The 18,812-nt window shown below is 46.5% G+C and carries 18 protein-coding genes; 2 read left to right on the forward strand and 16 right to left on the reverse strand.

All coding sequences use genetic code 11. The features are described 5' to 3' along the window. Positions 1–53: 53 nt before the first annotated feature. From DW835_RS00990 to spoIIIAA, 6 genes are read right to left on the reverse strand one after another with little or no spacing between them, the layout of a single operon-like run. On the reverse strand, positions 54–521 hold the full coding sequence (locus tag DW835_RS00990; protein WP_118730493.1) for a stage III sporulation protein AF: 468 nt from the start codon (positions 519–521) through the stop codon (positions 54–56). A 4-nt stretch (positions 522–525) separates the two neighbouring features. Next, entirely contained in the window at positions 526–1,602 is a 1,077-nt protein-coding gene (locus DW835_RS00995; protein ID WP_117464850.1) for a stage III sporulation protein AE, read from the reverse strand. Further along, positions 1,589–1,975 carry a SpoIIIAC/SpoIIIAD family protein gene (locus DW835_RS01000; RefSeq protein WP_022313642.1) on the reverse strand — a complete coding sequence of 129 codons (387 nt, stop codon included), beginning with the start codon at positions 1,973–1,975 and terminating at the stop codon, positions 1,589–1,591. The genes DW835_RS00995 and DW835_RS01000 overlap by 14 nt, the downstream gene beginning before the upstream one ends. A gap of 11 nt (positions 1,976–1,986) precedes the next feature. Beyond that, positions 1,987–2,181 (reverse strand): stage III sporulation protein AC, encoded by a 195-nt coding sequence (spoIIIAC, locus tag DW835_RS01005; RefSeq protein ID WP_022313641.1) that lies wholly within the window; start codon positions 2,179–2,181, stop codon positions 1,987–1,989. Positions 2,182–2,227: 46 nt separating this feature from the next. After that, positions 2,228–2,743, reverse strand: a complete 516-nt coding sequence (locus DW835_RS01010) for a stage III sporulation protein AB (RefSeq protein ID WP_022313640.1) — start codon at positions 2,741–2,743, stop codon at positions 2,228–2,230. Then, the gene (gene spoIIIAA, locus DW835_RS01015; RefSeq protein ID WP_242993324.1) at positions 2,719–3,630 is read right to left on the reverse strand and encodes a stage III sporulation protein AA; all 912 of its coding nucleotides are present in this window, start codon (positions 3,628–3,630) and stop codon (positions 2,719–2,721) included. Before spoIIIAA ends, DW835_RS01010 begins: the two co-directional genes overlap by 25 nt. A gap of 226 nt (positions 3,631–3,856) precedes the next feature. On the opposite strand from spoIIIAA, the gene trkA reads away from it, so the two are divergent. Both trkA and DW835_RS01025 read left to right on the forward strand, forming a co-directional pair. Continuing rightward, positions 3,857–5,215, forward strand: a complete 1,359-nt coding sequence (trkA, locus tag DW835_RS01020) for a Trk system potassium transporter TrkA (protein WP_117464847.1) — start codon at positions 3,857–3,859, stop codon at positions 5,213–5,215. A 20-nt stretch (positions 5,216–5,235) separates the two neighbouring features. Further along, positions 5,236–6,681 carry a TrkH family potassium uptake protein gene (locus DW835_RS01025; RefSeq protein ID WP_118502810.1) on the forward strand — a complete coding sequence of 482 codons (1,446 nt, stop codon included), beginning with the start codon at positions 5,236–5,238 and terminating at the stop codon, positions 6,679–6,681. Positions 6,682–7,004: 323 nt separating this feature from the next. Here DW835_RS01025 and DW835_RS01030 read toward each other — a convergent pair whose 3' ends face one another. From DW835_RS01030 to DW835_RS01070, 10 genes are all read right to left on the reverse strand, one after another. After that, positions 7,005–9,113: a glycoside hydrolase family 3 C-terminal domain-containing protein gene (locus tag DW835_RS01030; RefSeq protein WP_118730494.1), complete on the reverse strand. Its 2,109-nt coding sequence runs from the start codon at positions 9,111–9,113 to the stop codon at positions 7,005–7,007. 74 nt (positions 9,114–9,187) lie between these two features. Further along, the gene (locus DW835_RS01035) at positions 9,188–10,105 is read right to left on the reverse strand and encodes an AraC family transcriptional regulator (RefSeq protein WP_243036996.1); all 918 of its coding nucleotides are present in this window, start codon (positions 10,103–10,105) and stop codon (positions 9,188–9,190) included. Continuing rightward, positions 10,002–10,271, reverse strand: a complete 270-nt coding sequence (locus tag DW835_RS18665) for a glycoside hydrolase family 3 C-terminal domain-containing protein (protein WP_347559344.1) — start codon at positions 10,269–10,271, stop codon at positions 10,002–10,004. The genes DW835_RS01035 and DW835_RS18665 overlap by 104 nt, the downstream gene beginning before the upstream one ends. Further along, a complete protein-coding gene (locus DW835_RS01040) occupies positions 10,171–10,383 on the reverse strand; it encodes a hypothetical protein (protein WP_347559345.1) in 213 nt (70 codons plus the stop codon). The genes DW835_RS18665 and DW835_RS01040 overlap by 101 nt, the downstream gene beginning before the upstream one ends. A gap of 44 nt (positions 10,384–10,427) precedes the next feature. Continuing rightward, complete coding sequence (locus tag DW835_RS01045; protein WP_118730496.1) at positions 10,428–11,573, reverse strand: glycosyl hydrolase family 8; 1,146 nt, start codon at positions 11,571–11,573, stop codon at positions 10,428–10,430. A gap of 18 nt (positions 11,574–11,591) precedes the next feature. Beyond that, a complete protein-coding gene (locus tag DW835_RS01050) occupies positions 11,592–12,488 on the reverse strand; it encodes a carbohydrate ABC transporter permease (protein WP_022313632.1) in 897 nt (298 codons plus the stop codon). 23 nt (positions 12,489–12,511) lie between these two features. Beyond that, complete coding sequence (locus DW835_RS01055) at positions 12,512–13,360, reverse strand: ABC transporter permease subunit (protein WP_330672087.1); 849 nt, start codon at positions 13,358–13,360, stop codon at positions 12,512–12,514. A 183-nt stretch (positions 13,361–13,543) separates the two neighbouring features. Next, the gene (locus tag DW835_RS01060) at positions 13,544–15,250 is read right to left on the reverse strand and encodes a hypothetical protein (protein WP_022313630.1); all 1,707 of its coding nucleotides are present in this window, start codon (positions 15,248–15,250) and stop codon (positions 13,544–13,546) included. 127 nt (positions 15,251–15,377) lie between these two features. Further along, positions 15,378–16,973 carry a response regulator gene (locus DW835_RS01065; protein ID WP_117465085.1) on the reverse strand — a complete coding sequence of 532 codons (1,596 nt, stop codon included), beginning with the start codon at positions 16,971–16,973 and terminating at the stop codon, positions 15,378–15,380. After that, positions 16,948–18,741, reverse strand: coding sequence for a sensor histidine kinase (locus tag DW835_RS01070; RefSeq protein ID WP_118537155.1), 1,794 nt, complete (start codon positions 18,739–18,741; stop codon positions 16,948–16,950). The genes DW835_RS01065 and DW835_RS01070 overlap by 26 nt, the downstream gene beginning before the upstream one ends. Positions 18,742–18,812 lie beyond the last annotated feature (71 nt).

The following is an 18,812-nucleotide window of genomic DNA, read 5'->3' on the forward strand; positions in this document are numbered from 1 at the left end:
TGGCTCCGGTTTTTCTACCGTCATTTTCCTTAACTCTCCGGCAGACTTCTCCATCATTCCAGCCGGATTGGTGCAATGTCCACATGGATCCCCTCCGTTTCTGCATTCTCCCTATCTGTTTCCTTCTGATCCGATACTTCCCCACTATTTTCTCCTGTAACAGCTCCCTGTGCAGAATCTTGCTCCCACACATTTGCCGGGTCATATCCTTCCCCGGCTTCCTGCGCCACAGCAGCTGCCGTATTCCCGATCTCTTCCTGCGACTGTTCTGCCTGTTCGGAGGCCCGGGTCAGCACGGTCTGCAATTCTTGCATAAATCCTGTCACCTGTTCTTCTGCATTCCAGCCGTCTCCGCCGCCGAACATGGCCAGAACAGGCTGTAACAACTGCAGCAACAGCATAACGGATAATAACAGTTTCAAATATTTATCGTAGGACTCCTTCGGTCTGAAATGCACTACGGTCTGTGCACAGATCAGGAAGATCCCGGCCTGTCCGATCACCCGGTATAACCATTGCATCCTCTTACCTCCCCCTGCTTCCGATAGCTAATAGTGCCAATGTGATCAGAAACAACAGCATGGCTGTGCCCGCAGTACGAAACAGAAGCATCCCTGCATTTCCCATATGATCCGTACAGTTGGTCACTCTTTTATCGCTGACGATCCCCATAAAAGCTGCCGCACACTTGATCAAAAACGCAGTAAACAAAATCTCCAGAAGCGGAGCCGCACACGCCGCCAGAAGCAGTAACAGCAAAAGTACGCCGATGCTGTTGCGGATGACAACGGCTGAACCCACCGCCAGCTCCAGAAGCCCGTCTGCCGCATTTCCGATCCCCGGCAGTGCCGAAAGTGCCTTTTCCACGGCGGAGGTCTTCACGGAATCCAATACCGGTGTGATCAATGACTGGAACACGCTGATCCCCGTGACCACTCCCAGAGAAGCCTTGAGAATCCAGCCCACCGCCTTTTCCAGAAGTTCCGTCAAAAGTGTCAGCTTTTCCTCCACCCAGATCCCGTTGATCATGGTCAACAGGCCATAGCAGTAAATCAGTGGTAGTACCACACCCAACAGTATTTTTTCCGTACCATAGATCAGAAGCAGCATCAGCTGATACCCGGCTCCCACTGTAGCCGGCCCCGAGGCCACTCCCACCGCAAGAAGATACGTAGGTACCATCAGCCTTACAAACAACACGATATTTTCCACCGTCTCTCTTGCGGTTCCCAGAATCCCGGAAAAACATTGCAGCAGGATCACTCCCATGAGCAGATAGATAAAGTAAAAGCTTAAATCCGCAATCTGATGTTTGTCGAAAACCTCCACGAAATGAATCAGCAGTGCAGAAAGGATTCCCAGTACGATCAGCCAGATCAGAATATTTTTCCTGCCAGCAGCAGATGCTCCCATTCCCTGTATCACTTCCTGCAACAGGGTTCCCGCTGCCCCCAGCACATCTCCCTGCAGCAGCTGTCCCATCAATTCCGCCACGGAGATCCGGGAGGCCGGAAACAGCTTCTGCATCCCTTTTTCCAGTTCTTCCATGCCATATTCCTGCCACATTGCATCCATTGCTCCCTCACTCTTATAAAATACCATAGATCTGTCGGATCACCGTAAGCAGAATCGGCAGTCCCGCAAACAGTACCGAAAGTTTTCCCAGAATCTCGATCTGATCCGATACCGCTGCGAATCCGGCATCCTTGCAGATTCCGGCGCTGAATTCACACAGGTAGGTGATCCCCACCACTTTCATCAAAATACCGAGATACCCTTTTGCATCCCCGAGGTACTGCTGTAATCCCGCAAACTCCTCCAGCAACTGTCCCGTCAGCCCCAGCACATAGGAAAATACCAGCACACTCAGGGCAAATCCGATCAGCAGCGTATATTCCGGCCGCTGTTGCCTAAATTGTATGGCAAAAAGAACTCCGGCGATTCCAAGCAATGCAATCTTAATGATCTCGGACATATTTCCTCCTATTAAAACGAAAACAGAGTCTGTACGGTATCAAACAGATCATAGATATACGGAACGATCCAGCTAAGAACCAGGATCAGTCCCGCAAGGCTGACGAGAAAAGCATGTTCCTCCCTGCCGCTGTGTTTTAAGACCTGGCTGAGTATCGTTACAAGGATTCCTACCGCAGCTATTTTAAAGATCAGTCCTATTCCCATCTTTCCCCGTCCTTTTCTCTTCTCTCTGTGGTCTCCGGAACCGGCATCAGACTAACAATAACAGTATCAGCAGACCGCTCATGGCTCCCAGTCCTACGGAGAGCCTGCATTTCTGTGTAATTTCCCGCTGCTGCATATCCGCCGTATGTTCCAGTCCCTGTCTGGACAATTCGATACTTTTTATCTGCATCGTTTCATCCGCATAGCCCTCTTTTTCCGCAAAACGCAAAAACTCTTCAATGTCTTCTTTTTTCAGAGGAAGCATCCGCAGCTGTCTGCGAAAGCTTTTCTCCGCCAGTTCCAGAAAACCAGCATCCTCCGTCTCCGCATATTCACGGTATACTTCGGTGCAGATCTCTCCCAGCCTGTCTTTCCGTTGTCTGCCGGTCTGTCGGCAGCATTCCGGAAGTGTTGACCCGTTGTACCGGATCTCACTGATCCACTGTTCCAGAATGCGGATGAGTTCCCGGATCGTATATAATCTTCCTAAGAATTGCTGCCGATACCACAGTCCCATTCCAAAGCATCCCAACAGAATCAGAAATCCTCCGAGCATCTGCATTCCATCCGTCCCCTTCCTTTTAAGATCACTATGCGGTCAAATATCTGTCGCAGGCAGGATTCACCCAGGCGCTTTGCTGCGTCCGTCTCATCCGTTCCATGCAGAGTGGCCAGCAGACCGCAGCCGCAGGCCGCTGCTTTTTGTAAGGCCAGCCTGTCCGTTTCCTCCCCCAGTTCATCCACTGCAATGACTTGAGGTGACATGGAACGCAAAAGTAATAACATCCCCTGAGCCTTGGGACAGCCATCAAGCACATCCGTCCGCATCCCCAGATCATTCTGAGGTCTTCCCAGATAGCTTCCCGCCAGCTCCGAGCGCTCGTCCACCACTCCCACCCGAAGTCCCGCACCATACGTATTACCATCGGAAATCTGACGGATCAGATCCCTGAGCAGAGTGGTTTTGCCGAATCCCGGAGGCGATACAATCAGGGTATTCTGAAATTTTCCTTTCTTATATAATTTTGGCAGGATACCGTCAGCTGCTCCCCGGATCTCATGGGCGACCCGGATATTGATAAACGCAATATTTTTCAGAGTGCGGATCACTGTTTCATTTTCCAACACAGCCTGTCCGCACAATCCGATCCGGTGTCCGCCTTCCACAGTCAAAAAGCCCTGTCTGATCTCATCGGCATAAGCATACACCGAATCCTGACACAGCCAGGCGATCAACTCCCGTATCTCCGCTTCCGTCACCAGATGCGCTCCGTAAGGATGCTCCTGCCATTCCCCGCCGTTATTTAAGAAATAATCTCCTCTCGATGTTTCCACGATCACCGGCCTGTCCACACGTAGGCGGATCTCGCAGATTTTTTCCCCATTATCCGCTGTCTTCTGCCAGAATGCTCTTCTCTTTTGCGGAAAAATACGAAGCAGGCTGTCCATGTTTCTCCTCCCGTAACTATTCAGAACCTCATGCGCAAAATCGTTCCTTCGGAACTTCTCCTTTGCGAATGCAGGCATTCATCAAGACTTAGCTGATATTTAATGCTCTGAATAGTTACAATATATGTCTCCGTGGACAGGATATTCCTTCCAATCTTCTCTTTTTTTCTATAGTGTGGTATAATAAGCGATAACTGTTTTTATGACTTTTGTTTTGGAGGTTTTTATGAACATAATCATTGTGGGCTGCGGCAAGGTTGGCTACACCCTGGTAGAGCAATTAGGCGGTGAGAATCACAATATCACCGTGATCGATACCAATGAGGAAAAGGTGAATTCCATCACGGATGATCTGGATGCCATGGGCATCGTGGGCAATGGTGTCAGCTTCCAGACACTGTCTGAGGCCGGCATTGACCATGCGGATCTGCTGATCGCCGTGACCGGATCCGATGAGCAGAATCTTCTGTGCTGTGTCATTGCGAAAAAGGCGGGACATTGTAAGACCATCGCCCGTGTCCGCAATCCTATCTACAATAATGAGATTGCTTTTCTGCGGGAAGAACTGGGGCTTGCCATGATCATCAACCCGGAGCTGTCCAGTGCCGCCGAGATTGCCCGGATCTTCCAGTTTCCTTCTGCAGTTAAGATCGATACTTTTTCCAAGGGAAGGATCGAGCTTCTGCATTTCCGCGTGACCCATGACTGTCTCTTAAATAATTATGAACTGATCCACATCCGTACCACCTTAAAATGCGATGTACTGGTATGTATGGTCACCAGAGATAATCAGGTGCTGATCCCCCGGGGTGATTTTGTCTTCCGGGAAGGCGATGTGGTAGCTATTGTGTCCACTCCTCCCAAGGCTAATGATTTCTTCAAAAAGATCGGTATCGGCGCCGGCAGGGCGCGTACTGCCATGATCGTCGGTGGCGGAACCATTGCTTATTATCTGGCAAGAAGACTTTTAGAAGTCGGCATCCATACCAAGATCATTGATCAGGATCCCGCCCGCTGCGAGCATCTGAGCGAGCTGCTGCCCAAGGCTTCCATCATCTGCGGTGACGGTACGGATGAACGTCTTCTGATACAGGAGGGGCTGGAGAACGTGGATGCTTTTGCTGCACTGACCGGACTGGATGAGGAAAATATCCTCCTGTCACTGTATGCGAAACGGACTTCCCGCGCAAAGGTAGTCACCAAGATCAACCGTATCAACTTCAGTGGTGTCTTAAGTGATATCAAGCTGGATACGATCTCCTATCCGCGCCTGGTAACTGCAGATATGATCATTAAATATGCACGATCCATGAATGAATCTCTCAACAGTAATGTGGAGAATCTGTATAAGCTGGAAGACGGTCATGCAGAGGCACTGGAATTCTACATCAAAGAGGATTCTGCCGTTACCAATATACCTCTGAACCGTCTGCACATCCGGAAAAATATCCTGGTCTGTTCCATCGTCCGCGGAGGGCAGGCTATTATTCCCAGTGGTCAGGACGAGCTTCATGTAGGCGATTATGTGGTCGTAGTACTGACACATGCACGGCTGAATGATATTAAAGATATTATTGAAGGGTAATTTTATAGAAGGACATTATCATGAATTTTGCGATATTGAGTTTTATTATCGGATTTATTTTACAATTTGAAGCATTATTTTTACTGCTTCCCTGGATCGTTGGTATGATCTACGGAGAATATCATGTGGCACTGATCTATCTGGTGACCGCAGCTGTTTGTTTCATTTTAGGAAAATTGTTAAGCTTCAAACACACAGGACGTTTTAAGGAATTGTATGTCAGGGAAGGCTTCACCGCCGTTGCACTGGGCTGGTTTGTCATGTCTGTTTTCGGTGCCATTCCCTTCGTTCTCACCCGTGAGATTCCTTTTTATATTGACGCTCTCTTTGAGACCATCTCCGGCTTCACCACTACCGGTTCCAGTATTCTGTCAGATGTGGAGGCATTAAGCTATGCCAGCCTGTTCTGGCGCAGCTTCACCCACTGGATCGGCGGTATGGGTGTATTCGTATTCATTATGGCGATCCTGCCGATGATGGGTGGCTCCACTATGAACCTGATGCGTGCGGAGAGCCCGGGGCCTTCCGTCAGCAAGCTGGTACCGAGAGTCCGGGATACGGCGAAGATCCTCTATGGAATTTATCTTGCCATTACTATCTTAGGTGTGATCGCCCTGTGTCTGTGCGGCATGCCGTTATTTGATTCCCTGTGCACCACCTTCGGCAGCGTCGGCACCGGCGGCTTCGGTATCAAGAACAGCAGTATCGGCGGTTATTCCCCGTTGATCCAGAATGCGGTGACGGTACTGATGATCTTAAGCGGTGTCAATTACACCATATATTTCTGCCTGCTCAGTAAGCAGTTTAAGGAAGCCTTTTCCATCGAAGAGGTTCGCTGGTATTTTGTGATTATTCTGGTCAGTGCGCTGACGATTGCCTGGAATGTCCGTCCTCTCTATGCAACATTGGGAGAGACCCTGCGGCACTCCTTCTTCCAGGTGGGAACAATCATTACCACCACCGGATTTGCCACCACTGACTTTAACATGTGGCCGCAATTATCGAAGACGATCCTGCTGTTACTTATGATGATCGGTGCCTGCGCCGGCAGTACCGGCGGCGGTATGAAGGTCTCCCGTGTGCTGATCCTTTTTAAGGCGATCCGCAAGGAACTGTCCATGATGATACATCCCCGTATGGTCAAGAAGATCAAGATGGACGGGCACAACCTCTCTCACGAGACGTTGCGCTCCACCAATGTCTATATGACGGCTTATTTTATCGTGCTCTTCGTCTCTCTGCTGATCGTCAGCCTGGACGAATACGATCTGACCACGAACTTTACTGCAGTACTGGCAACCCTGAACAATATCGGACCCGGACTGGAGCTGGTCGGCCCCACCCAGAACTTTGCATTATTCAGTCCTCTGTCCAAATGTGTGCTGATGTTCGACATGCTGGCCGGACGACTGGAACTCTTCCCCATGCTGGTGATCATGCTGCCGTCCTGCTGGAAGAAATATTAAATTCCTTAATCGCAAAAATGAGTCTGTGATGACATTTTTAATCGTCACACAGACTCATTTTTTCATGCATACCTCTAATCAAATGTTGACCGAAATGAGAACGCTACATATCATTACAATCATTATATGATGTCGGGGTCAAAAGCCCCCGACTTTGATGCCTACGGATTGTTCCGTGCTTCGCACTCCCGCAATCCTACCCAATATTCGCATATCGTGGGATTATCATCCCACTTTTATGCTCATATCGGGGCGGGTTCTAAGGTCTTTCACCCACCTATGAGCAAGCTCATGTGGGCTTAGACCTTTTGACCCTGGCATCATTATATATGAATCTTCAGACACTTCTTGCCGGTCAGTTCCTTCGTCCGTTCATCCGGCTGTCCAAAGCCAACATAAATATCTGCTCCCCTACCGGTATGTACAAATTTACCTTCTTCATCTACAACGGTAAATGCCCTCCTCGGAATTTCCAGTGTCACCATCTTTTCTTCTCCCGGTGCAAGTTGTACGCGCTTAAACACGACAAGTTTAGGATTGGGCACTTCGTTGATATCCTCAACCTGTACATAGACCTGCAATACATCCTCTGTAAAAACATCTCCGTGATTTGCAACGGTTACTTCAACACCTACACTCTGTTCTTCCGTTTGTGCATATACCACATCTTCCGTCAATTCCGCCCTCATAACTAGTGTATCAGCATAATTCAGCCCATAACCGAATGGATAAAGTGGAGCTTTTTCCACAAAGCGATATGTCCTGTTCTTCATGGAATAGTCATCAAAATCCGGCATCCCCTGTAAATTGCGGTAAATGGTAACCGGCAATTTACCCGAAGGTGATATTTCTCCAAAGAGTATATCTGCAACTGCCTTTCCACCTCTTGCTCCCGGATACCATGTCTGAAGAACTGCATTCGCCCTGTCATCTGCCAGGTTCAAATCCATAGCACTTCCAGCCATCATACATACAATAAACGGAACTCCCATTTCTGCCACGGTTTCCAAAAGCCTCTGCTGTGAAGGTGGAAGCATCATCCCCTGCTTGTCTCCGGATGCATATGCATTTCCTGTATCGCCCTCTTCTCCTTCAAGACTTTCGTCCAGTCCCAGACACAGAATAACAAGATCCGAATGTTCTGCAACTGTCATTGCCTCAGAGATACGGTCATCCTCTCTTGCCAGTTTTTCTACCTGATCTAAAAACAAATGGCAGCCTTCTGAATAAAGTACCCTGACATCATCGCCTACATAGTCCTGAATACCTTCCAGTACAGTAACATACCTTGAAGCCGTCCCATGATAATTGCCGATCAGGGCTTCTCTGGAATTGGCATTGGGACCAATGACTCCAATTGTTTTAAGTTTCTTTTTATTTAAGGGTAAAATACCATCATTTTTTAACAATACGACGCTCTTGCATGCTGCCTCTATGGAAAGCTCAATATGTTCCCTACATTCAACAACTTCATACGGAATATGATCATATTCTGTCTCATCAAACATTCCCAGCAAGAATCTGGTCGTAAATAAACGAATGGCTGATTTCTGCAGTAGTTCTTTGGAAATAAGCCCCTCTTCATAGGCATTCAGGATTTTCTGATAAGTACATCCGCAATTAACATCGCAGCCCATCTCCAGAGCCAGTCTGACGCTTTCCTCCGGTCTGTCTGTCACCTTATGGTGTTCATGAAAATCACGGATAGCCCAGCAGTCTGAAACATAATGTCCCTGAAATCCCCACTGTTTTCTCAAAACCTCCACCATCAGATAACTATGAGCACAGCATGGTTCACCATTGGTTCTGTTGTATGCGCCCATAACCGCTTCGACTTTTCCTTCCCTGACACAGGCCTCAAACTGCGGAAGATACGTTTCCCAAAGTTCTTTCATGCTAACCTTTGCATCAAAATAGTGACGTTTTTCCTCAGGGCCGGAATGTACTGCAAAATGCTTGGCACACGCTGCCGTGCGCAGGTATTCTCCCTCTCCCTGCAGACCTTTGATAAATGCAACACCCAGTATTGCAATCAGTGTCGGGTCTTCTCCATAAGTCTCATGTCCGCGCCCCCAGCGGGGATCCCGGAAGAGATTGACATTGGGCGACCAAAGTGTAATTCCTTTATAAATATCACGGTCTTCATGTTTTTCATTTTCATTATATTTGGCTCTCGCCTCCGTAGAAACGGCAACTCCTACCCGCTCCAGCAGTTCTTCATCAAAAGTTGCTCCAAGCCCGATTGCCTGTGGAAAAACAGTTGCTGTACCCGCTCTTGCAACACCATGCAGGCCTTCATTCCACCAGTTATACTCCGGAATATCCAGATGTGGAATTTCATCTGCGTCAAAGCGCAGCTGTGAAGCCAGTTCCTCTACGCTCATCTGCTCCACCAATTCAGTAGCTCGTCTGACTGCGTCTTGTCTGTTCATAAATTCCTCCATAAAATTTTTTCTCTGATTATTAGCTATATAGGCTTAATAATCTTGCCTCTGCCACACAGGTATCATAATCTGCCGAGTAAGGAACTTTCTGCTTGGATCTGAATCATTAGAAAAGCTGTGCTGTCATTTTCTTTTTGTCTTCTCTGATACTCTGTTGGCAGAATACCGTATTTCTCCCGGAACAGTCTGGAAAAAGCCTGACTGTTGGGGAAACCGTTCTTTAATGCAATTTCGCCTATGGTCAGATCCGTTTCCTCCAGTTCCCGCAATGCATGTTCAAACCGGATGCTCCGCAGATAATCTTTATAGTTGATTCTGCCATACTGACGGAACATTTTCGACAAGTAGGTAGGGCAATATCCAAATGTTGCTGCCAGGGTTTCCAGTGAAATTTCTTCTGCATAATGTTCCCGAAGGTATCCAGTAATTCTTTCAAGATGTCCTGAATGAGTATTCCCCGAATAATAATCCTTCTTTTCCTCAGGTATCCGATAAGCGGTTACCAGAAGATATTTCAGCTGATAAAAGATACTCTGCATCAACAGTTCATAGCCGTACTCTTTTCTGATCTGCTGTCTGTACATTTTCTCAAGTAATGCAAAAAGTTTTCCATCCTCTTCCTTTTTTTCACCGGAAAACCGCATTATCTGTTTTTCCATTGGGATCTGTAAAACAATTGCCTCATTTCGTCCCGATGTATGAATGGAATGCACTTCATTGCTGTTCACAATTATAAACTTTCCTGCCGGAAGGACATATTTTTTATCGCCGAGATAAAAATCTACCTTTCCCTCCCGCAAGGCAAATATTTCAACACTGCTATGTTGATGCGCCTCACATATATATTTTCCGTCTGCACCTTCGAAACGGAATAGCTTAAAGGGCAGTCCCCGATCCGGCACCACTGCTTCGTGCCGGTATATCTTCTCTTCTTTCATAGTCATCCCTAATATTCCACACCGGAAGATTTTCTGTTCCATGATAAAATCTCACCGGTAGTTTCCCGGAGGGGGAAAATTCTCCAAACAGCATTTCGGCAATTACCTTACCACCTCTGGCTCCCGGATACCAACAATCCACGATGGCTTTCACATTCGGGGTGTGTTCCGCCCATGGCAGATCTATGGCGCTTCCTGGCATATTCATTCCCGGCATCGCCCTGTTCTCCCTCTATGGTTGCATCCAGTCCAAGGCACATTACTGCCACATCGGCATGTTCCACGGACAGCTTTACATGCTCCGTGGTACGCACTCCCACTTCTCAGCTCCGCTGCGGTCCGTGCTAATCATGTGCCACTCTCTTTATTTGTAAATTCTGTAATTTCCCGAAAGTGCCAGCATGGCAAACAGGTACAGGAAATTATCATAATATCGTCTGTCCCCGGTGCGGAGCGGAGTATTCCAGAAGCGGTCTACGCATTCCTTTATATGAGGACCGTCTGCTGCCAGTGATGCCTGTGCATTGACTGCTACAATGGCAACCGGATGCAGTGCCTTCTCTTCCAGTCTTGTTCCATCAATCAGGAACACACCGTCCCAGTGTTCTCTCTGCTCTTCACAGTAAAATCTCTGCAGCCGGTTTGCGATCTCCGTCTGCCACGGATCTTTGTCATACCAGAGATGATCCATAGCAATGTTGGCTATGGTGCGGTATGCATCGCTGTAGTACCAGTCATGCCTTCCGAAGATTTCCTGATGTCCTGCATGGGGTGTCCCATCATAGTCTGCATATTCTGCAGAAAGCCCGGTTTCCTTGTGGCATGCCTTATGCAGATATTCTCTGCTGGCTGCCGCTGCCTGTTTCCAGAATTCCCGGTCTCCTTCCTCCGCATTTTCTGCGAACAGTTCATAAAAATGTGGCAGATGATACGAGGGATCAGAAAAATCCATGTTTGTGACAAATTTGATCAGATGATTGGAAGGCTCCCACATAGGTTCTCCCGGATGTCCAGGCTCCCCTTTGTGGATACATTCCCGCAGGATTGCTTTTGCCTCTTTGCTGTAAGCAAAAATACCTTCTCCGTCCCCCCAGCGGGCAGATGCAAAAAACAATGCCATGGCAAAATACTCTTCTCCGTCCGGTGCCGGTCCCTCTGCATTGTGCGTTCCATCCGTGCTGCAGGACCAGGCAAAATAGTTGCGGCAGGGTCCTGCCGGAATATACATATAAGTCCGCACCCACTTCCAAAGGCGGTCGAATTCTGCCTTCTTATCCATCTGGACACAGACCATCATGCCGTAGGACATTCCCTCTGTGCGTACATCATGATTGCCGGTATCCTCCAGATACGCCATATCACCGCCTGCCTCATGATAAAAACGTTGTGCCTCCGTTCCGTAAAATATGGTTTCAAAGGTCTGTTCCAGTCTTTCCCCGATTGCGGTCTCATCATAACCGCACTCTTTCAATACATTTCGATAAATTCCAGTCTGATATGCTCCTGCCATTTGCTCGTTCTCCGATTTTTATTCTTTGACGCCACCCAAAGTAAGTCCGGCTACAAAGTACTTCTGTAAGAAAGGATAAATACAGATAATGGGCAGCATGGTAATGATCGTTGCCGCTGCACGCACGGAAGTCGGTGTTACGGTTCCTGCGGCATTCTTCATTGCCTCCGCTGAAGTTCCCTGATTGGTTACGGAGGATAACAGCTTCATCAATTCATACTGCAATGTGGTCAGATTACTGCTCATGCGATTGTAAAGCATGGCATCAAACCAGGAGTTCCACTGTCCTACCGCCACAAACAGGGCTACTGTGGCATAAACCGGCTTACACAGCGGAGAATAGATCTTAAGAAAAATAGTGCTGTAACCGGCACCGTCCAGCTGTGCAGATTCTTCCAAGCTGTCAGGGATTCCGTTCATATAAGTACGGATTACCAGCATGTTAAATGCGCTTACCATTCCAGGGATCACATATACCCAGAAGTTGTTGGTAAGCCCCAGCCCCTTATATAAAAGGAATGTCGGGATCATTCCACCGTTTACATACATGGTGATGACCCAGAACAGGGAAACCTCTCTCTGGAACAGGAATCTTTTGCGGCTGACAATAAAAGCAAGGATCGCATTGGCTGCCAGAGACAACAGGGTTCCGATCAGTGTTCTGGCAACTGTGATATAAGCGCCTGTGATCAGATTATCTTTATGTAAAACCGTCGTATAGTTTTTCCAGGTGAATTTTCTCGGCCACAGGTAGATTCCTCCCCGCAGGGCATCCGTACCATCATTCAAAGAGATTGCCAGAGTATTCAGCACCGGATATAACGTTACGATCACAAACAGGACCATGATGATGCCGTTTATGAACGGAAAAATGTCATTTTTTTTGGATTTGATCTTATACTTTGTATCTATCATTGTAATTACCATCTCTTTCTGTTTTAGAATAACTGCTCTTCGCCGTTATGTTTTGCAAACTGATTGGCCAGAACGATCAGGATGATACTTACCAGGCTCTTGAAAATACCTGCGGCTGTACCTATTGCATAATCTCCCTGGCTGATGCCCCATTTCAATACATAAATATCAATCGTCTGGGAGAACTTCTGTATCAATCCGTTTCCTAACAGATACTGAATTTCAAATCCTGCATTTAATACATTACCCACATTCATCAGCAATAAAATTACGATGGTCGGTTTGATTCCCGGAAGAGTAACATATTTAATTTTATTCCATCTTCCTGCGCCATCAATGGCAGCAGCTTCATACAGGGAAGGGTCAATGGATGTGATGGCCGCCAGATAAATAATGGCATTCCATCCTGTCTCCTTCCAGACATTTGCAAATGCTACAATCGGCCAGAAGTACCCAGGATGGGCAAAGAAATTGATCGGCTGGCTGAGCACATGCAGATTTACCAATACTTCATTTACAATTCCGGTACCAGACAACATATCATGCAGGATACCGGTTACGATGATCCAGGAAAGAAAATGTGGCAGATAAGAGATCGTCTGTACTGTCTTTTTCCCACCATTACTCTTGATTTCATTCAATAGAATTGCAAATACAATTGCGGTAACGAAAGTTGCCACAAGGTTGATCACGCCCATGGCCAGTGTGTTCCTGATGACCCGCAGGAATGTCACATCCGAGAATAACATCTGAAACTTCTGAAGTCCCACGAATTCGGAGTGCAGGATTCCCAACTGCGGCTTATAATTCTGGAATGCCATCGTCCATCCGGCTAAGGGAAGATAGTAAAAAATCACTCCATAGATCATCATTACTCCTGCCCAGAAAAGCAGAACTTTTTGCCTTTTGATTTCTTTCCATGTGATAGGTGTTCTGGTTTGTTTTACTTTTTGTTTCGATTTTGTTCTCGTTAACGACATATCCTCGCTCCTTAAAAAACGGGCAGATGAAATTTTACCTGCATCTGCCCATTCTCAAATTTCATTTATATGTTTTTATTTGAACTTTGCTGCCAGTTCCATTCTGCTGTCCAGTTCTGCCTGTAATTCACTGATAAAATCTTCCGGCTTGCAGGCATTATATGCATCCATATAATCCGCCCATGCTTTGTCGAAATCAGCTGCCATAACTACCTGAGGAAGATACTCATGCTTTACTTCACCGATCTTGGTCCATGCCATACCACCGGGTGTGCTGGTATTGAAGTTATTGGAGAAGGACCACATAGGATACCATTCACCGGGTGCTTCGTTGGTGCCCAGCATTTCCACGTAAGTCTCCGCACCGTATGCCTGGAATGCTTCCTTCACATCATCGTTTAATCCATCGAAGAATTCCCTCGCCTGGCCATCTGGCTTGTTTGCATTGATACCATCATCACTGGTTCCGTTGTACTGAGGGAAATAAGAATAAGAGCACATATGGGATGCCTTATACTCTGTATCGGAAGCCTGCGTTCTCTGCTCCGGTGTTCTGTAGAATTCACCGTTCTCATCTACTTCATAGTCAACACCTTCCACACCCCAGAAACGAAGGTTATGGATATCCTGATCCAGCAGATCATTGATCAGCTTCAGTGCGCCGGGAACATCCTTACAGCTTACAGTAATTGCAAGTCCGCTTCCTGAGTTGAATGCGCCACCGGCATTATGCCACTGGTTCTTTACGCTTTCATCAATTGTAATCGGCAGAGGAATGTAATCGCATCCCTGTGCATCCAGTCCTGCCTGCTTGATGGCATCGCCTGCTGTGTAAGCGAAATCCCACCATTGATCGATCATACCCAGGACACGTCCTGTAGAAAGTTTGGAAATATACTCATCATAAGACTGGGTAAAGGACTCGGGGTCTACAATGCCTTTCTGGTATTCTTCATTTAATTTTTTGAAATACTTTACTGCGGTATCGGAAGTGTTGTAATCCAGTACCGTCAGCGTCTCAGGATCTACCATACAGCTTCCGTCATTAGGATAACCATCCAGGAACTGAGGTGCATTCTCCAGACAGAAGTATCTCCAGTCATCACAGAGAATGGTATAAGGAATATTGGCTGTTCCGTCTTCCATAGTAGGATTTGCTGCATTATACTTTTCGATCAGATCAAAATACTGATCCATGGTCCGGATCTCGGGATAGTCTGCCCATTTCAGAACTCTTGCCTGAATCCAGAATGCTTCATCATTATGTGTACATACCTTCTCTTCGTTCTTGATGCAGCTGAACTGAGGGATCCAGTAAATGTGGCCGTCTTCCTGACGAAGCTTCTCCCACTCCAGATCAGTAAACAGATTCTTGATATTAGGATAATCATCCAGATAATCATCCAGTGCTACCAATGCTCCTGCCTCATACAGTTGTTTGGTTCCAGTCTGTCCCTCAATGAAGTCCGGATACTCGCCACCGGCGATCATGGTACCCACAGCTTCATCTGCGGTCTGTCCGGTCAGCCAAGTCTCTTTTACTTTGGCGCCTACCTTCTCTGCGATCAGCTGCTGCACTTCATTGTCGTCATTGATCTCAGATCCCGCTACCGCAAAAAATGCGGTGAATTCTTTGATGCCTGCTTCTTCTGTGGTACTGTTGGTTCCTGCGCTCGTTGTACTGTCTCCGGATGTCTGGTTTCCGTCACTGCCACATCCGGTGAACAGTGCCGCTGTCATTGCTGACACAAGTAACATGCTTACAAGTCTCTTTTTGTTCATGTTGTAACTACCTCCCTTTCGATAAATCTATTTTACCTTTTTGAGAGGAACTAACAATCAGAGGAACTATAGCAAAAGACAGGGGAAATTATAGGTAGTCCTGTAATTTCCCCTGTCTTTTATTCTCTTACTCTCCCTGTTGCATCTTTTTACGGAATCTTGCGGGAGTGCAGCCCTTGATCTGAATAAAACGGTTCGTAAAATAATCCAGATCATGGTAGCCCACATCTTCTGCGATCTGAACGATCTTTTTATCGGTACGCAACAAGGCATCCGCAGCCTGCTCCATCCGGTAATTGTTCAGGTAGTCTTTAAAGGATTGTCCGTACTTTTTCCGGAAAAGCTGACCCAGATAAGCACTGTTGACATAATATTTCTCACTCAGGCTTTTCAGTGTAATATTTGAAGCGTAATTTTCCCGGATCTCTTTTTCCACCATACCCAGAATTCCTCTGGATACATTCTTCCGCAGCTGTGACAGATAATCCGCATATTCGCAGGCAAATCTGGTCAGATGTGCCTTACTTCCGCGCTTTACCCCGGTCTCAAAGCTGCTCTCACTGATGACCCTTAAGATTTCCTCCTGGTTCACGTCATCATCCTGTTCACAGGCTAAGTGGATCAGCTGAAACAACAGATAATTAATATTCAGGGTCATCGTCTCCCCGCAAATACCGCGTTTACACATTTCTTCATAAAAGAAAGCCACCGCCTCCCGGATTTCCAGATGATTGTTCTGTTCGATTGCCTTCAGCAGGCCATCCAGGCTCTGCTTACACAGGATCAGTCCTTCCGGAGATACCTGGACCTCCTCCTCATAGAAATAGATATCCTTCTTTGTCCGAAACCCCTGAAAAGAACGAAGCATACAGGTATTGCCGTAAGACTTTGCTATGCTGCTGATATCCTGCACTTTTTTTCCTGCCAGCATCACCACATTTGTCTGTAAATTTGATGCAAGATATTCCCGGAATCGTTCCAGATACCGTTTTACATCCATCCCACTTTTTTCCGGAACATAATCAAACAAAATCAGTCCGATATCGTAGATTTTTTCATTGACAGAAACATCAAACACACTCAGATCTGCATCTTCTTTCAGATATTCCCTGCTGTATTCATACAGCCGCCTCTGTAATGTCCGCATTTCTCGATCTGTCGTTCCCTCATCATCATAGGATCCTTCCGTCTGGATCTCCACATAACGCACACCGGTTCCACATCGCATGTGTTCATGTATATATCTGACATTCAGGTCATCAAACTTCCCTTGGATCAATGCAATCATATGTCTTGCCAGATAAGCCTGCTCCAGCTTCCGGTTCTTTTCATGATCCAGCTCCTCTCTGTTGCGCAGAGCAAGTACCTTATTCAGTACTTTGCACAGAATCTCGCTGTCTACCGGCTTTAGCAGATAATCCGTGCAGTCATTCTGCATTGCCTGTTGTGCAAAACTAAATTCCGCATATCCGCTCAGTATAACAAAATATGCATCTGAAATTTTCTCTTTACGGATGTGTTCCAGCAGTTCCAGTCCTGTCATCTGAGGCATTTTAATATCGGCAATAACCAAATCTACCTTTTCCTTCTTCAAAAAAGCCAGTGCTTCCATCCCATTTGCTGCTGTTCCCGCAATCCGAAAGCCTTCCTTCTCCCAATCTACTAAAAGTTTCAATCCCTGTAAAATAAACGGCTCGTCATCTACCAGCAATACTTTCAGCATCTGTTTTACCCTCCTGCAAACAGGGAATCCGTATCGTAACCGTGGTTCCCACTCCTTCTTCTCCTTCTACACAGAATTCCACTCTGTTTTCCGTTACCATTTTCAATCTGACACAGGCGTTAATAATCCCTACTCTTCCGCCGCCCTTGAGCATCTCAATGTCGGCATTGCACATGTTGTTCTGTAGCTCTGTAAGTTTGGCCTCCGCCATACCGCTTCCGGTATCTTCAATTTCTATCTCCAGCCGTTCTCCCTGACGGCCTATCCTTACAAATATCCATCCCGGACTGGATTTGCTTTCGATTCCATGCACACAGGCATTTTCCACAAAGGTTACAATCGTAAGCTTGGGTATCTTGAAGTTTTCACATTCTCTGTCTACTTCAATGTCATAATTCAGCCGTTCTCCAAAACGATACTTCTGAAGCGCCAGATAAGCTTTCACAAATTCAATCTCCTGGAAGATACTCACGGAATCATTGCCCCATTCCACATACTGTCTCTGCATCACCGCCAGTTTGGCCACCATGTCGGCTGTCTCGTTTTCTTTTTTCAAAATGCTGTGCATCCGGATGCTTTCCAGTACATTAAATAAAAAGTGGGGATTGATCTGGCTGTGTAATGCGAGAAGCTCCGCATTTTTTCTTCCCACCAGCATCTCCTGCTCATGGATTTTATTCTTATATACAGTCTCGATCAGTCCATTGGTACGTTCCACCATGCGATTATAATTGCGTATCATACTGCTGATCTCATCTTTACCTTCTTCACAGGGCATTGGAATAAGATGATCACTGTCCACTGATTTAAATACCTTGCTCAGTTCTGTAATCCTTTTTGTAAAGGAACGGTTGAATATCTGAACGAACCAGAAGGGAAAAATAACATTCACCGCAAGGAGCAGCAATATGATGGGAAGTTCGTTCCGGATGCTTGTAAGAAAACTGTTCTCTACCGGCTTTACATAAATCGTAAGTTCCGTACCATACAGACTGATGGTATGTTCATAGGCTTCTCTCATTGTTGCGTTATCCAGCCGCTGAAACTCACTGCCGTAGCTGCCGTATTGTCCATTGGAAAGAAGGATCCGATCTCCTTCACAGATCAGAACCTCATTATCATAGTTCATGTTTTTAATGGTGCGCACCATACTGCCATAATCAAACTCGATTTTTAAATACTTTTCTGTCTCTGCATCATAGAAATCCAGCCGCTGTAGATAAATGATGCGCCGTTCCCTTGTGATTTTGGAACTGCTGTCATCATAGACAAAAAAGAGCCCTTTGCTTTTCGCTTCTTCATTCAGCCGCAGATAACTCTCTGTATTCCTAAGCTTATCCAGAGTATTGACCCTTCCTCCGTTTACAATGGTATCGTTATCCGTATACAGGGTAAATATCATACTGTTCATTCCCAGTGCATTTTCCAATAACGTCCCGCTCAGGAAATTCTGATATGCCGCCACATATTCTGCAGAATTAGTGTATCTTTTGGATAAGAACTCTTCAAAATCGCGATTGGTATAAATACTGTTGCCTATCTCCCCGGCATTTCCGATCATACTGCTCAGACTGTATTCCACCGCACTGGCAATATTAGACATCTCATGCTCCCTGCGCTCTCTGTCAAATTTTGCAGTCGTCAGGAACACAACACTGTCTGTTACAATCAGGGGAATCAACACACAGACAACATAGAAAATATAAAACTTTTTTTTGATGGTGAAATCATCCATCCAAAGACCCAGCTTATGTAATGCCTTCCCCATAAGATCCTCTCCTCATTTATGTGAAAAAGAGCAGACGTTTCTGTAGCCTGCTCTTCTTTATTATAGGACAT

The sequence above is a fragment of the Clostridium sp. AM34-9AC genome (genome assembly GCF_003480225.1).
In the GTDB taxonomy this organism is placed as follows: domain Bacteria; phylum Bacillota; class Clostridia; order Lachnospirales; family Lachnospiraceae; genus Acetatifactor; species Acetatifactor acetigignens.